Consider the following 13,795-nt stretch of genomic DNA (forward strand, 5'->3'; position numbering starts at 1 on the left):
CGACGATGCTCGATTTCCTGTACGTCGCCGGCGCTGGTCCTGTTTCTGCCGGGCGTAGTGGATCACCTCCACGCCCGATATCGACGGTCGTCGAGGCGGCACGACGGGACGCAGCTGCTCCAAAACGAGCGGGATCAGCAGACGCGATATCGACCGTCGAGGCGTTCGACGTGGCCGCGCTCCCTGAGCGTTCCGAGGATCGAGAGCGCGGCGCCTTTCTCAACGTCGAGTTCCGTACAGAGGTCATCGACGGACGTTCCCTCCCAGACGGCGAGCGAGAGGTAGATGAGTTTCGCCTGCGCCGATTCGATATCCGGTGGGACCGCCACCGGGGACTGCTGTCGAACGTCGGTTTGCATACTACAGGCTCGAGTGTTCGACGATATTAAAACCTCGTATCGACAATTGACGAAACTCGTCGGACCAGACTCAGAGCCCTTTTTGGTACCGCCGACCCGGTGTCCGGTATGACAGTCAAGCTTATCGCGCTGGGGCTGCTGACGGGATTCCTGACCGGAGCGTTCTTCGCGCTGGTCGACGTGCCGATTCCGGCCCCGCCCGAGCTCCCCGGACTACTGGGCATCGTGGGCATCTACCTCGGCTACAAGTTCGTAGAGACGGCCGGACTCGGCGCGACCGTGATCGAAACACTCGGATTGTAGGCGTGCATGGCACAGATCGAGTCCGTGATCGAGACGACGCGTAGGCTGTGGGTTCGATTGCTGTTGGCACCTCGTCACCGACCGCGAGCGGAGCGGACGCAGTTCTAGCGAGTGATTGACGTCCGGCCCGCTACGGCGCCGCCTCGAGTCCCGACGCGATTTCGGCCGCGCGGGCACGAAGCCGTTCGGCGTCGATACCGACCGCCTCCCCGTCTCGCAACCGGACCTCGCCGTCGACCATCGTGAACGTTACGTCGTCGCCATGGGCGGCGAACACGAGGTGCGAGAGCACGTCGTGGATCGGTGTAGCCCGCGTCAGGTCCGTTCGCAGGCCGATTACGTCCGCTTTCCACCCCTCGCGGAGTTTGCCGACGCGGTCGAATCCCGCAGCCCTCGCGCCGTTGACCGTCGCCATCTCGAAGACCGTCTCCGCGGGGAGTGCTCGGGGCTCGAGGGCCTCGACCTTCTGGAGCAGGGACGCCTGCCGCATCTCGGTGAACGGATCGAGCGTGTTGTTACACGGCGGCCCGTCGTTGCCCAGCGCGACGTTGATCCCGCGCTCGAGATAGTCGACGATGGGCGCGACGCCGCTCGCCAGCTTCATGTTCGACGACGGGCAGTAGGTGACGTTGGTTCCCGTCTCGGCCAGCACTTCGCGTTCGGAGTCGTCGGTCCAGACACAGTGGGCGAGAACAACGTCCTCGCCGGTGAGACCGACTTCGTCCAGCCAGTGGACGTTTCGCAACCCGGTCCGCTCCTCGACCGCGGCGATTTCGCCACGGTTCTCGCTCGCGTGGGTGTGGATGCGAACGCCGTCGTAGCTGTCGGCCAGCCGTCTCGCCCCTCGCAGACACTCCTCGGTGCAGCTCACGGCGAATCGGGGGGTGACCGCGTACTGGATTCGGCCACCGTCGACCCCGTGGTAGCGCCGGATGAGGCGTTCGCTCTCGGCTAACGCCTCGTCGGTGTCCTCGAGTAGGCCGGACGGGGACTCGGTGTCCATCATGACTTTGCCGAGGCGCGCCCGGATGCCCATGTCGCGTGCGGCCTCGAAAGCCTCCTCCGCGTGACGAACTGAGAGGTGGTCGATGCAGGTCGTCGTCCCGCTCTCGAGCAACTCGAGGTAACCGAGTTCGGCGGCGACGCGCATCGCCTCCGGGTCCAGTTCGGCTTCCATGGGGAGCACGTACTCGAAGAGCCACTCCAGCAGTTCCGTGTCGTCCGCGATGCCGCGGCCGAGGCTCTGGACGGAGTGGACGTGCGCACCGACGGTCCCCGGAGCCACGATGTCACAGGTGTGACGCTCGTGGTCAGGGTACAGTTCGAGACACTCGGTTCGAGGGCCGACGGCGACGATTCGATCGCCCTCGACGACGACGGCTCCGTCCTGGATGACCGTCTCGGCGTCGACGACGACCGTTCCGGCGATCAACATACCGACACCGGGTAGCGTCGCCGCCGCCTTAGCTATGGCGTTCTCTCTCGAGGAGCGACGATAGCGCCTGGGGTGGGCGAAAGTGATGGCGGCGAGGAGTACGCGAATTGCGACGAAAGGTCACCCGTCTCGAGGGACTCTCGAATTATTCGACCCGAAAACATTGGCACAGTCGGAAAAGCCCGACTGCTCGAGGGATTTCCGCGCCCCGAGTATCGTTGAATTCCTCGAATAGTGATAGGATTTAGCGACTGGGCTGAATACAGAGCGCGAATGTCGCACGAAATCTAGCTCAATATACGATGGTCGTGATCACTCAGTAGAGGTGAACGACTTACCACGTTTCGATTGGCAGAAGGGGCCCGTAGAAACGGTTATTGGGTGGCCATCGCATTACTCCTTTCAATCACCGACGCTGGGAAGCCTTGCGGTTGATAACCAGAACGCTTCAAACGCTCGAATGGTCTCTTCCAATTCGTCGGGCCCTGCCGGTTTTGAAATACAGGCGTTCGCATTCGATGCATACACTTCGCGGACTTCTTGTTCGGACAGCGTCCCGGTTATCACAATAATGGGGATATGGATGTGAGCCGGGTTATTGTTCAGTTGGTCTAATACTTTTTTACCATCCATACCCGGAAGATGCCAGTCGAGAGCGATGAGATCCGTTCGTGGAACGTCAGCGTATTCACCGCGCTGGTTCACAAAGTCAAGCGCATCCGACCCAGTTGAGACAATGTGGAGCAAGTCCCCGAAACCCAAGTCGCTACACACCTCCTCTACGAGGCGAGCATCCCCCAGATTATCCTCTACAAGCAGAATAGTCCGGGATTGAGCCACATCCTCTTGTGATCGGGCCATTAAACTATGTCCGGATAGGGCGGACATAAATATTTGTATCGAGAGACCGTATCCCACGGTTCTCGTACCGCTCTTCTCGCTTCACAACCACCTCTATTCCATCTCGTTATTAAACATATCAATAAGTTTGTATCTGATAGAGTGGTTGGGTTTCTTCCTGAGATGGTGAAATAAATAAACGGGCCGTGCTGCATCCATCCTCTGTATCTTGCACGCCGCTTTTGGCAGCGGTTCGGTAGTTAGTCGAACCGCTGCAAGATACAGGGCGCGAATAATGCACGTTCAGTACCCGGTTCCCATCAACGGCTGAGGGTTTCAACAGAGCCAGAAAAGTGAAATCAGTCGATCCACGGCGCCGAAGACGGCTCCAGGTCCTCAGCATCCTCCGGCACTGAACGGCCGTGAAGCTCGAGCGCCTCGGCCAAGTTCTCGAGGGCCTTTGCTTTCGTCTCGCCCTGGCTGGCGATCCCGGTCGTCTCGTCAGTCGCAACGTACCAATCGCCCTTGTGGGTGAGCGTGGCCATCTCGTCGGCTGACTTCCGTCGTGATCGCGTCCCTATACCTGTGATGACTGTGGTCAACGGAAAGCTTCTGCGACGTGGGGGAGCCCGACTTCGAGCGCGTGGGGGCAGCTGGGTCGGTTCGCGGCGTTACTCGATCTGGCGGACGGCATCCTCGAGAGTGAGGCCGTGGCTGGCGGCCAGCTCGTCCGCGAGCGCCCAGGCCTGATCGGCCCGCCCGGGCTCGGCGTCCACATGATCGTGGGCGTACTCGACGAGGGTCTCGACGACCAGCAGGTCGTCCTGGGGGTGGCGCATCAGCTGGGCTGGCCGCCCGATCCGATAAAAATAGTCGGATGAATATCTACCACCGTAGGGCGAACCTCTCGGGCGGGCCGACAAGTGGACGCTCGCGAGACTTCCCAGATAGCAGTTATTGGATAAGGAACATGAACGACGGTGTCGGTGTCGGGGGCGCCGGTGGTAGTGCGATGAGGTCACGGCTCGAGATAACGGAGCAACTCTCGACTCGCATACTTCGCGATTGGTCGCTGAAATAATCACCCCGATCGACTGACGTCGATTCCATACCCTCCGCTTTTCTTGATTCCTAAGTGCCTTTAGCCAAAATATTTCGGCGACTCCCTTTTCGTGGTAACGGCGGAAAAAAAGACTCGATGGACCGACTCTTCACGGCATTGTCCGCTGCTCCACGTCGCCGAGTCCTGGCCGAATTGCACAACCAGCCAGCGGGTGGCGTCCAGGTCCCCGAGGCCATTCTCAATGACGGGGAGGGACGGAGAGATCTCGAAATCGCGTTGCACCACAAGCACCTCCCCCTCCTGGATGATTACGGCTTCATCGACTGGGACCCAGAGACGAGCAGAGTAACAAAGGGGCGAAGATTTGACGACCTCCAACCGGTTCATGAATCCCCTCGACGACCAGGCCGATGAGGTCGTCATTCCTTGCCCTAAAGAGGCCCAGTCGTAGGCGCACACCTAGGGGTCACGGGCTCCGTAAGGTGTCTTGAACGACGAATCACCGGGTCAGGGTGTGACGTCGATGGCCTCGAGAAACTCGTCCAGCGTATCGGCCAGATCGACCGGGGTCGGACCCTCGACCACGTAATTCACGACGACAGTGTCGTCTTCGGTGAGGTCACGGGTTCTGTTGATGCTCGAAACCCCTTTCCAGATCCCGGTTATGGTGACCTTGCCGTACTTGTCGTGGGTATAAACCCCACCTCGCTCAATCATTACCTCGTCTTCTCTAAGTCTTCGAACCCCACTCATATACTGCCATTCAACGCCACAGACAATTGATTATTTCGGCCACGGTCAAAAAGGGAGACCATCGGCCAGAACAGGCGAGGCGCCGTCGAAGTGGCGCGCCGGTGCGCCAAAAAGAGTGACTGAGCCGACCTCGTGGGCTCGTCGGCTCCAGTTAGGGCGGTACTGATCACTCAGGTTCATCAGCCGAGACGCTCTCATCGTTCTCGGTCTTCGAATGTGCTAATTTTTTGAACGTCGCATCTTCACATGAACAGCCGTTCCTCCCGATTGGGAGGACCGTTCCATCGGGTTCCTCTCGTGCGGCGTACATTGAGCCGCACGTCGTACAGAGCGCTATCGTCCGAGTATCTTCCTTACCAGTGTTACTCATATTGTTACACTTCCAGGCCGTAGTAGAGACCGTTTCGTGTGATAGGATAAAGTGTGAACCCGGCAATTTCAGGGCTTCATTACAGACGAATAGTGAGTGGGTGATTCACCATTTTCTGTGTGGAACAAAGAGTCGGCGTGATGAACTCATGCTCTGTATGCAGCAGCCCCGAACTGACAGTGTCACGATAGTCTGTTAGGCTGATGCTGCATACACAGCGCAAATAGCTCGTGGAGATACCTTCACCGGTTGGAAACACTAAATGGGCAGTGATGCTATCGTCGAACAAAAGGGGCAGATGCACCCGTCTGTGGATTTACGCAGACGGGTGCTGAGTTGACTTCTGATCGATAAACTTGAGCTCAGTCGTTTCAGGGCGGCCCTTCACGCCTGCCTCTGCCAATCGCTCACGCATCTCCTCGGAGGCAAAGAACGCACGGGGGTCTTTGTCGTCTTCCCATTCGAAGAGGACGACGACTTCATTTGGATCGTCCACATCCTGATAGACTTGATATCCCTGTTGTCCATGGTCAGTCCGGAAGGACTCGAACCGGTCGAACGCCGATTTCCACGCATCAAAGTCCTCCACAGAGGCTTTTCCAAGCAGGTACGTCATTTTCTACACCAACTATAATGGAGGATTCGCAGGCGCATAAAGATAGCACGAACTACGGTAGAACAGGCTCCCCCGAGTTGGATTCATCCTCTCTATGCAGCAGGCAACTCTTGTAATCTACTAAGGAGTACAACAAAACGTACTAGTCGCGTTTCCGATGGTTCATAATCGGGTTCTACGTCCGGAAGAGTAGGTTTGGTCTCTGTTTCGAGGGCCGATTATGAAGATCGTCTAGGAAAGGTTGCACGATGAGGATCTCCCTCGAGAGCAGAGTTTGTATCCCAATCGTCGAGTAGGAGGCTTCTCGAGGCAATTAGGGAGCATTCACGTATATTCCGGTGATTGCCGGGGCTGATGGGCGAGCGAGGTTTATTTGGTGATCGGTACTCGCTGAGCAGATGCAAAACTCGAGGCGTCAAACGTGCATAACTGGTTCGAGACGCGCTCTATGGTGTGTTTCCCTTCTCGAGAGAGGTCTCAACCTGTTCGGAAATTCGAGCGTCGTCTAGTACCCAAAACCGATAGCAGGGAACCGATTATGAACTTTTGAATTGGAGGCTGGACGGCCACACGCTCGACTCGAGTGGCTGAGTGAGATCCCTCCGTAGAAGGCTCTAAACCGCCGAATCCAATTTCGCGAAATCGGTTCGAGGCTATCTTCGTAGCGTTTCTCTTCCTGGTTACCGCCAACTCGGAAAACGCAAGAGGGAAACCGATTATGAACTTTTTGAGAGCGTGATTTGCCTCGCTTTTCGGGCCACTCCCTTTCTCCTGCTCACGCCTCACTCTGTCCTGGACGCTATCTCGAGCGATAATCGCCCACTCCAAGATCTTTTCCTAGGTTCGTCCATAGACCACTTCTACACACATCTTCCGGACAGCTGTCGTGGTTATGACCACCAGCTGTTTTGGCCAATACGATCGCAGACAGATCTTCTCAAAAGCTGAGGATTCAGCGATGTCGTCTCGCTCTGTTCACGTTGGGGAGGCGTCGTGCGCCGTCTACACGGCTGGCATGACTACCGACCTAGACCTGTAGCCGTCATCACTCGAGGTCGAAGCGATCGAGGTGCATCACGTTGCCCCACGTCTCGACGAAGTCGTGCACGAACTTCTCCTCGCCGTCGTCAGACCCGTAGACGTCCGAGATGGCGCGAAGGCGGGCGTTCGAACCGAAGATCAGATCCACGCGGGTCCCCGCCCACTCGACGTCACCCGTCTCGCGGTCGCGCAACTCGTAGATGTCGTGGCCCTCCGAGGGCGCCTCCCACTCGAGGACGTCCTGGGAATCCGCGTCCGAGACGGCTTCCCACTCGTAGTCCATGGAGAGGACGGTGTCGAAGAAGTCGTTGGTCAACGTCTCCGGTCGGTCGGTGAAGACGCCGAGGTCGGAGTTCTTGTAGTTCGCGCCCAGCGCGCGCATGCCGCCGACGAGCACCGTCATCTCGGGCGCCGTCAGGTCCAGGAGGTCGGCCTTGTCGACCAGCAACTCCTCCGCCGACCGGTCGTGGCCCTCGCCGAGATAGTTGCGGAATCCATCGGCTTCTGGCTCGAGCGCCTCGAAGGACTCGACGTCGGTCTGTTCCTGCGTGGCGTCGGTACGGCCCGGTTCGAACGGCACGTCCACGTCGTAGCCGGCCTTGGCCGCGGCCTGCTCGACGGCCGCGTTGCCGCCCAGCACGATCAGGTCGGCCAGCGAGACGCGCACGTCGTCGGATCGCGAGCCGTTGAACTCCTTGCGAATTTCCTCGAGCGTCGAGAGCACCGTCTCCAGCGCTTCGGGCTCGTTGACCTCCCAGCTCCGCTGGGGCTCGAGGCGGATACGGGCACCGTTGGCGCCGCCGCGTTTGTCGCTGTCGCGGTAGGTCGACGCCGCCGCCCAGGCGGTCTTGGCGAGCTGTGACACCGAGAGATCCGACGCGAGGATCGTCTCCTTCAGGTCGTCGATCTCCGCTTCGCCGATCAGGTCGTGGTCGACGTCGGGGACGGGGTCCTGCCACAACATCTCCTCGTCAGGAACCTCCGGACCGAGGAACCGCACCGGCGGGCCCATGTCGCGGTGGATCAGTTTGTACCACGCCTTCGCGAAGGCGTCCTGGAACTCGTCGGGGTTCTCCTGGAAGCGCTCGAGGATTTCCCGGTAGTCGGGGTCGCGCTTCAGGGCGACGTCCGTCGTCAGCATCATCACGTCCTCCTTCTCGGACGGCTCCTCGGCACCGGGTGCGGCGCCGTCGAGTTCGCCGTTCTGCGTGGTCCACTGCCAGGCGCCGCCGGGGCCCTTCTCGGGCCACCACGTGTACTCGAGCAGGTTGTCGATGTAGCCCATGTCCCACTGGGTCGGCGTGGCGTTCCACGGGCCCTCGATCCCGCTGGTGATCGTGTCGGCGCCCTTCCCGGAGCCGTGGCTGCTCTCCCAGCCCAGCCCCTGCTGGTCGATGGGGGCCGCCTCGGGCTCGGGACCGACGTGTTCGTTGGGGTCGTCGGCGCCGTGGACCTTCCCGAAGGTGTGCCCGCCGGCGATGAGCGCGGCCGTCTCCTCGTCGTTCATCGCCATTCGACCGAAGGATTCGCGAATCCGTTCCGCCGACTTCTCAGGATCCGGCTCGCCGTCCGGACCCTCCGGGTTCACGTAGATGAGCCCCATCACGGTGGCGGCGAGGGGCTCTGCGAGTTCGTCGTCGCCGCTGAAGCGCTCGGACGCTTCCCACTCGGTTTCGGGCCCCCAGTCGACGGCCTCGTCGGGTTCGTAGGCGTCCTCACGTCCGCCGGCGAAGCCGAACGTCTCGAAGCCCATCGACTCGAGAGCGACGTTTCCGGCCAGAACGATCAGGTCGGCCCACGAGAGCTTCTCGCCGTACTTCTGTTTGACCGGCCAGAGCAGCCGACGGGCCTTGTCGAGGTTCGCGTTGTCGGGCCAGCTGTTGAGCGGGGCGAACCGTTGCGTGCCGCCGGAGGCACCGCCGCGACCGTCGCTGGTACGGTACGTGCCGGCGCTGTGCCAGGCCATTCGAATAAAGAGCGGCCCGTAGTGACCGTAGTCGGCCGGCCACCAGTCCTCCGACGTCGTCATCACGTCCTCGAGGTCCGCCTTCACGGCCTCGAGGTCGAGTTCCTGGAACGCCTCGGCGTAGTCGAACTCCTCGCCCATCGGACCGGCGTCGCGGGCGTTCTGGTCGAGAATCTTCAGGTTCAACTGGTTCGGCCACCAGTCTTGGTTGGACCTCGTCATCACCCGGTAATTGCTACTTTCGCCTAATAAGATTGTCTAAACCGATAAGGAACTCTTCGTTGCAGCCAAAGCAATATTTCGAATTTGCAAATCCGCCGTCAACGATGAATTTGCGCTGTGCGTCCACTCCGACCATCGCAGCCAGGGAATAATCGCGAGTTACCAGCCCCGGTCGGTCCTGGCTGACTTCGTAAGGAGGAATTGTGTCCCAACCCGTGCCCAGAAGCCGGCAACGCCGAACGAGACGGGAGTCCTTTTGATGCTCCTCCGAGGAGAATCACCGACGTGGTATCTCCGGGGGCAGACGACGGCGACGGCGACGGCGACGACGTGCCCGAGTCCGTCTCGTCGACGAGCGGCGACGAAGAGACCTCGCTCGAGGCCGGGTCCGGTTCCCGTTCCAGCGACGCCGAAGTCGAGGTCGAAGCCCGAAAAGGGATCGACATGACGACCGGGTCGATCCCACCGAAGCTCGCGCGACTGGCCTGGCCACTGGTCCTCGGCAACCTCCTGCAGACCGTCTACAACCTCGCGGACATGTTCTGGGTCGGGCGCGTCAGTTCGGAAGCGGTTGCGGCCGTCTCGCTGATGTTTCCACTGTCGTGGATGTTCGTCTCGACGGCGATGGGGCTGACGGCGGCGACTATCGCTCTCGTCTCCCAGCACGTCGGTGCCGGCGACCAGCGCGCGGCCGACCGGGTCGTCGGCCAGACTATCCTCCTCGCGGTGGTCGTCTCTGGCCTCCTGGCAACGGTTGGCCTGACGTTCCGGCGACCGTTACTCCAGCTCATCGGCGCACGCGATCAGGTTTTCGTCGAGGCGCTGGCGTACATCGAGGTGATCTTCCTCGCACTCCCACTCACCTTCCTCTTCTTCGCGTTCCGGTCGTCCCTGCAGGGCGCCGGCGACACGAAGACGGCGATGTGGCTGGTCCTGATATCGGCCGGGCTGAACGTCGTCCTGGACCCGTTCCTCATCCTGGGCTGGGGTCCGTTCCCCGCGTGGGGTACCCGGGGCGCAGCCGTGGCGACGTTCGTCGCTCGAGCGGTCGCCGGCGTCGCTGGAATCGCCATCCTCCTCGACGGCCGCTACGGAGTTCGACTCCGCCTTCGGGACCTCACACCGAACCTGACGATCCAGCGCCGATTGATCGACGTCGGCTACCCGGCCACGTTCGACGGCTGGGCGCGAAGCTTCGCGTCGGTCGCGATGGCCGCGTTCGTCGCCCGCTTCGGCGCGACGCCAACCGCCGCCTACGGAATCGTCGTCCGGCTCATGTCCGTGACGTGGTCCGTCGCGGGCGCCGTCGGCGACGCGACCGCGACCGGCGTCGGCCAGAACCTCGGCGCGCGGACGCCCGATCGGGCGGCGACCGTCGCGAAGACGGCGACGGCGGGAACGATCGGATTCATCTTCGTGGTCGCCGCGATCGTCTTCGCCTTCCCTGCCCAGGCGATGGGCATCTTCGTCGACGACCCTGACGTGATCGCCGAGGGGATCATCTTCATCCGGATCAACGCTCCCTTCTGGGCGGTTTTCGCCGGCGTGATGGTCATTCAGGGCGCGTTCCGTGGCGCCGGGAACACGCGCGAGGCGATGGCGCTCTCGATGCTCTCGCGCTGGGTCTTTCGCGTCCCCGTCGCGCTCGTGCTCGCGTTCGCCTGGACGGTGACGGTCCCCGGCCTCGGCATCACGGTCTCGGGGCTCGAGTGGGGCGTCGACGGCATCTGGTGGGCGTTCTCCGTCGGCATGGGCGCCACGTTCGTCGTCGCCGTGGTCTGGTTCCGGCTCGGGACCTGGCGCGAGGCGATCGTCGAGGGCGACGCGGGTGGACCTCGAGCGCCGACGAGCGGAGCGGACGCGACGGACGTCGACCGGGATTCTGACGCGCCGGCCGAGTAGCGCTCGAGGCGTTCGAGGCGTTCGTGTCGAACAGTAACCGCCGCACCGGCGACGCTCGAGCGCAGAACGCGTGCAAGCAAACCCGTTATCGACGGCGCTGTGGTGCGTCCGTCTATAGATATGGCTCTCGACGTTCGCCGCAGGATATCGACGGGAAAGGACGTCGTCGCTGGCATCCAGCAGAAGAACGTGACGTTCATGGCGGCGAGTATCGCCTACCAGGCGTTCATTTCGCTGATCCCGCTGCTCGTCCTCGTGTTCTTCCTCGTCTCGATCGCCGGTGACGAACAGCTCGCCGAACAGGTCGCCGCGACGACCGAAGGCGTCCTCCCGGAGAGCGGCCAGATGCTGCTCGAGGAGGCGATCGCCGGCTCCGCAGAGAGCACGGGCGCGTCGATCATCGGCCTCGTGACGCTGGTGTGGGGGTCGCTGAAGATCTTCCGCGGCCTCGACACCGCGTTCTCGGAGATCTACGAGTCGGCCGCGGAGAACAGTTTTTTCGAGCAACTCCGCGACGCGTTCGTCGTCTTCGCCGCGATCGGGCTCGCACTGCTCGCCGCTGTGGTCGCGACGGCGGTCTTCGCGTACCTCCCCGACAGTCCGCTGCTCGGGATTGCAAACCCACTCATGCTGGTCGTCGGGTTCACGCTCGCGTTCCTCCCGATGTACTACTTCTTCCCCGACGTCGACGTCGGCGTCCGCGAGATCCTCCCGGGGGTCGTCGTCGCTGCCGTCGGCTGGGCGGCGCTCCAGGCGCTGTTCCAGGTGTACGTCGCCCTCTCGAGCAGCACCGACTCCGCTGGGGCGATCGGTGCCATCCTCCTGCTTCTGACCTGGCTGTACTTCGGTGGCCTGGTGTTGCTCGTCGGCGCGGTCGTCAACGCGACGACGGCGGGACGACTCACCCTCGAGGACGACGGCGAAAACGACCTCGATCGAGCACCCGCCAGGCAGGTCACCCGCGAGCGGGAGCTCGAGCAACTCGAACAGCAACGAGATCGACTCGCACGTGAGCGCGATCAGCTTCGGTCGACATTGCGCGCCCAGCGGTCACGCCGGAGCGACCTCGAGACCCGCGTCGATCGGCTCGCGGCGACGGTCGACCGGCTCGAGCGCGAGAACGAGGAACTCCGGCGAGAACTCGAGCGCCGGGAGGAGCCGCCCTGGCGACAGGCGCTGATAGCGGCGCTGAGACGGGTCGAGACGTTGAAGGTGGGTACCGTCCGGCGGTCACGCGACTCCTGAGTCCCTCCAGAGGACACTGGTACGGACTTCTCGAGAACACGGCCGATTGCGGCGCCGATCCGTCGACTCTCGAGGTCGAGCCGAGCGCGGGCGCAGTGGTCGCGGCAGATGTGATCGCGGTACGCTCGAGGCGGAACAGGGTCCTCGCGGTCGGGTCGACCGGCCCCAGGTCGGGCTGCTGTCGCCAACTGACCCTCGAACCGCGCCGAGACGCCTGCCCTTCCCCGGGTCACACGCGCTCGCGATCGCGAGCGCGTGCTTCCGGCCAATATGTGCTTCCGGACTGCGTGCGTTTCCGACCGACGTGTTTCCGGCCAGCACGCGTTTCTGACCGTTGAAACCTGTCGAAGAACGCTCGAGCGAGAAATACTATAGAAAGTATAGTATTACTCGTCACACGCGATTTCGAGAGTGACACCGCGAGTCCGTCAGTCCTGCTCGAGCGTGACCATCAGCGCGTCGTCGTCGCGTTCGAAGTCGGTTTCGAACGGGTCGGAGCGCTCGCGCATAGTGTCTCGTGCCCAGTCGGCCGCGTCGTCGCTCGCGTGGTGGACTCGACAGTCGTCGATTTCGATGGGGACCAGTCGGACCGCCTCGAGTTCGCCCGCCTCGAGGACGAGTTCGAAGCAGTAACTGCGGTCGTTTCGCAGTTCCTCCTTGACCACGTAGTCGTCGACGAAGTCGCCCGTGTCGTGGAGGATGACGCCGCGGTTGTAGGTCTCGACACCCTGGAAGACGTGGGCGCTGTGACCGTGGACAACGTCGGCGCCCGAATCGATCAGGTAGCGAGCGAACTTTCGATACCTCGTTTCGGGGTACTCGACCCAGTTCGGCCCCCAGTGAACCGAGACGACGACGAGGTCCGGGCCGGAATCGAACGCTCTCGCCTGCGAGAGCGCCTCCCGCAGCCGGACCCGGGTCCGGGCCTCCGTCGGATCACACTCGAGGTAGGCCGTCCCTGGTCGGTCGTCGGTGACGCCGTAGGACTGGAAGTGGTCAGCGATGGAGACGACGGCGAGGTCGACCCCGTCGACGGAGACGTGCGTCGGCGCGTAGGCGTCTTCGGGCGCCTCGCCTGCGCCGGCGTGGGCGATTCCCTCGACGTCGAGCGCCTCGAGCGTGTCGAGCAGCGCCGTCGGACCGTAATCGAGCAGGTGGTTGTTCGCGAGCGAGAGCGCGTCGAATCCGGCCCGCGAGAGCGCCGGCGCCGCCCACGACGGGTCCGCCCGGAAGTAGAACGCCCGGTCGGGAAACCGCTCGCCGCGAGTCGAGAGACAGCACTCGAGGTTCCCGACCAGGCCGTCGAGCGACTCGAGGTACGGGAGGACGGCTTCCCAGGGGTCGGACGGGTCGCCATCGGCGTGTTCGGCCTCGACGCCTCGTGCCAGCATGACGTCGCCCACGAAACCGATGTGGGTTCGTCCCTGGCCTGTCTTCGCCTGGCTACGTGATCCGTTCTCGTTCCCACCCCGCGCCCCCTCGTCGTCCGAACGGTCGCGATCGAGAACCGACACACACCCCGAGAACACCACCGCACCGCCACTCGCGAGGACCGCTCGTCGGCGCGTCACCCGTCGTTCCGCCATTGCTCGACCAACCGAGCGGAGGGATAAAAGCGTTCAGCCTCGAGCACGGTTGCGTGCAGTGTGAACGCTCGTTCATAATATTGAAGATGGGTCG

13 protein-coding genes are annotated in these 13,795 nt (G+C 62.3%); 4 read left to right on the forward strand and 9 right to left on the reverse strand.

Annotated features, from left to right (window positions below; translation table 11 throughout):
* Nucleotides 1-134: 134 nt before the first annotated feature.
* Complete coding sequence (locus J1N60_RS00280; protein WP_312909723.1) at nt 135-359, reverse strand: MarR family transcriptional regulator; 225 nt, start codon at nt 357-359, stop codon at nt 135-137.
* 108 nt (nt 360-467) lie between these two features.
* Between J1N60_RS00280 and J1N60_RS00285 the strand changes: the two genes are divergently transcribed.
* Entirely contained in the window at nt 468-662 is a 195-nt protein-coding gene (locus J1N60_RS00285; protein ID WP_312909725.1) for a XapX domain-containing protein, read from the forward strand.
* 130 nt (nt 663-792) lie between these two features.
* Here the strand turns inward: J1N60_RS00285 and J1N60_RS00290 are convergent, their stop codons facing one another.
* From J1N60_RS00290 to J1N60_RS00305, 4 genes are all read right to left on the reverse strand, one after another.
* The gene (locus J1N60_RS00290) at nt 793-2,097 is read right to left on the reverse strand and encodes a 5'-deoxyadenosine deaminase (RefSeq protein ID WP_312909726.1); all 1,305 of its coding nucleotides are present in this window, start codon (nt 2,095-2,097) and stop codon (nt 793-795) included.
* A 402-nt stretch (nt 2,098-2,499) separates the two neighbouring features.
* On the reverse strand, nt 2,500-2,958 hold the full coding sequence (locus tag J1N60_RS00295; protein ID WP_312909727.1) for a response regulator: 459 nt from the start codon (nt 2,956-2,958) through the stop codon (nt 2,500-2,502).
* A 338-nt stretch (nt 2,959-3,296) separates the two neighbouring features.
* A complete protein-coding gene (locus tag J1N60_RS00300; RefSeq protein ID WP_312909728.1) occupies nt 3,297-3,482 on the reverse strand; it encodes a type II toxin-antitoxin system HicB family antitoxin in 186 nt (61 codons plus the stop codon).
* 126 nt (nt 3,483-3,608) lie between these two features.
* On the reverse strand, nt 3,609-3,776 hold the full coding sequence (locus J1N60_RS00305) for a hypothetical protein (RefSeq protein ID WP_312909729.1): 168 nt from the start codon (nt 3,774-3,776) through the stop codon (nt 3,609-3,611).
* A 359-nt stretch (nt 3,777-4,135) separates the two neighbouring features.
* Between J1N60_RS00305 and J1N60_RS20565 the strand changes: the two genes are divergently transcribed.
* Nucleotides 4,136-4,414: a DUF7344 domain-containing protein gene (locus tag J1N60_RS20565; protein WP_425499314.1), complete on the forward strand. Its 279-nt coding sequence runs from the start codon at nt 4,136-4,138 to the stop codon at nt 4,412-4,414.
* 93 nt (nt 4,415-4,507) lie between these two features.
* Here the strand turns inward: J1N60_RS20565 and J1N60_RS00310 are convergent, their stop codons facing one another.
* From J1N60_RS00310 to katG, 3 genes are all read right to left on the reverse strand, one after another.
* Nucleotides 4,508-4,753 carry a hypothetical protein gene (locus J1N60_RS00310; protein ID WP_312909730.1) on the reverse strand — a complete coding sequence of 82 codons (246 nt, stop codon included), beginning with the start codon at nt 4,751-4,753 and terminating at the stop codon, nt 4,508-4,510.
* Between the two features lie 686 nt (nt 4,754-5,439).
* Nucleotides 5,440-5,739 carry a putative quinol monooxygenase gene (locus tag J1N60_RS00315; RefSeq protein WP_312909731.1) on the reverse strand — a complete coding sequence of 100 codons (300 nt, stop codon included), beginning with the start codon at nt 5,737-5,739 and terminating at the stop codon, nt 5,440-5,442.
* Nucleotides 5,740-6,784: 1,045 nt separating this feature from the next.
* Nucleotides 6,785-8,968 (reverse strand): catalase/peroxidase HPI, encoded by a 2,184-nt coding sequence (gene katG, locus J1N60_RS00320; protein WP_312909732.1) that lies wholly within the window; start codon nt 8,966-8,968, stop codon nt 6,785-6,787.
* Nucleotides 8,969-9,412: 444 nt separating this feature from the next.
* Between katG and J1N60_RS00325 the strand changes: the two genes are divergently transcribed.
* Together J1N60_RS00325 and J1N60_RS00330 are read left to right on the forward strand one after the other, a co-directional pair.
* Nucleotides 9,413-10,870, forward strand: a complete 1,458-nt coding sequence (locus tag J1N60_RS00325) for an MATE family efflux transporter (RefSeq protein ID WP_312912627.1) — start codon at nt 9,413-9,415, stop codon at nt 10,868-10,870.
* 120 nt (nt 10,871-10,990) lie between these two features.
* The gene (locus J1N60_RS00330; RefSeq protein WP_312909733.1) at nt 10,991-12,115 is read left to right on the forward strand and encodes a YhjD/YihY/BrkB family envelope integrity protein; all 1,125 of its coding nucleotides are present in this window, start codon (nt 10,991-10,993) and stop codon (nt 12,113-12,115) included.
* A 428-nt stretch (nt 12,116-12,543) separates the two neighbouring features.
* Here J1N60_RS00330 and J1N60_RS00335 read toward each other — a convergent pair whose 3' ends face one another.
* Nucleotides 12,544-13,701: a CapA family protein gene (locus J1N60_RS00335; protein ID WP_312909735.1), complete on the reverse strand. Its 1,158-nt coding sequence runs from the start codon at nt 13,699-13,701 to the stop codon at nt 12,544-12,546.
* Between the last annotated feature and the right edge of the window lie 94 nt (nt 13,702-13,795).

Source organism: Natronosalvus caseinilyticus, from assembly GCF_017357105.1.
Lineage (GTDB): Archaea > Halobacteriota > Halobacteria > Halobacteriales > Natrialbaceae > Natronosalvus > Natronosalvus caseinilyticus.

Excerpts from the sequence above, each read along its gene's own strand:
- J1N60_RS00325 (WP_312912627.1), top strand. The coding sequence starts at position 9,413 with ATGACGACCGGGTCGATCCCACCGAAGCTCGCGCGACTGGCCTGGCCA.
- J1N60_RS00315 (WP_312909731.1), bottom strand. The coding sequence starts at position 5,739 with ATGACGTACCTGCTTGGAAAAGCCTCTGTGGAGGACTTTGATGCGTGG.
- J1N60_RS00280 (WP_312909723.1), bottom strand. The coding sequence starts at position 359 with ATGCAAACCGACGTTCGACAGCAGTCCCCGGTGGCGGTCCCACCGGAT.
- J1N60_RS00295 (WP_312909727.1), bottom strand. The coding sequence starts at position 2,958 with ATGGCCCGATCACAAGAGGATGTGGCTCAATCCCGGACTATTCTGCTT.
- J1N60_RS20565 (WP_425499314.1), top strand. The coding sequence starts at position 4,136 with ATGGACCGACTCTTCACGGCATTGTCCGCTGCTCCACGTCGCCGAGTC.
- J1N60_RS00310 (WP_312909730.1), bottom strand. The coding sequence starts at position 4,753 with ATGAGTGGGGTTCGAAGACTTAGAGAAGACGAGGTAATGATTGAGCGA.
- J1N60_RS00300 (WP_312909728.1), bottom strand. The coding sequence starts at position 3,482 with ATGGCCACGCTCACCCACAAGGGCGATTGGTACGTTGCGACTGACGAG.
- katG (WP_312909732.1), bottom strand. The coding sequence starts at position 8,968 with ATGACGAGGTCCAACCAAGACTGGTGGCCGAACCAGTTGAACCTGAAG.
- J1N60_RS00285 (WP_312909725.1), top strand. The coding sequence starts at position 468 with ATGACAGTCAAGCTTATCGCGCTGGGGCTGCTGACGGGATTCCTGACC.
- J1N60_RS00330 (WP_312909733.1), top strand. The coding sequence starts at position 10,991 with ATGGCTCTCGACGTTCGCCGCAGGATATCGACGGGAAAGGACGTCGTC.
- J1N60_RS00290 (WP_312909726.1), bottom strand. The coding sequence starts at position 2,097 with ATGTTGATCGCCGGAACGGTCGTCGTCGACGCCGAGACGGTCATCCAG.
- J1N60_RS00305 (WP_312909729.1), bottom strand. The coding sequence starts at position 3,776 with ATGCGCCACCCCCAGGACGACCTGCTGGTCGTCGAGACCCTCGTCGAG.
- J1N60_RS00335 (WP_312909735.1), bottom strand. The coding sequence starts at position 13,701 with ATGGCGGAACGACGGGTGACGCGCCGACGAGCGGTCCTCGCGAGTGGC.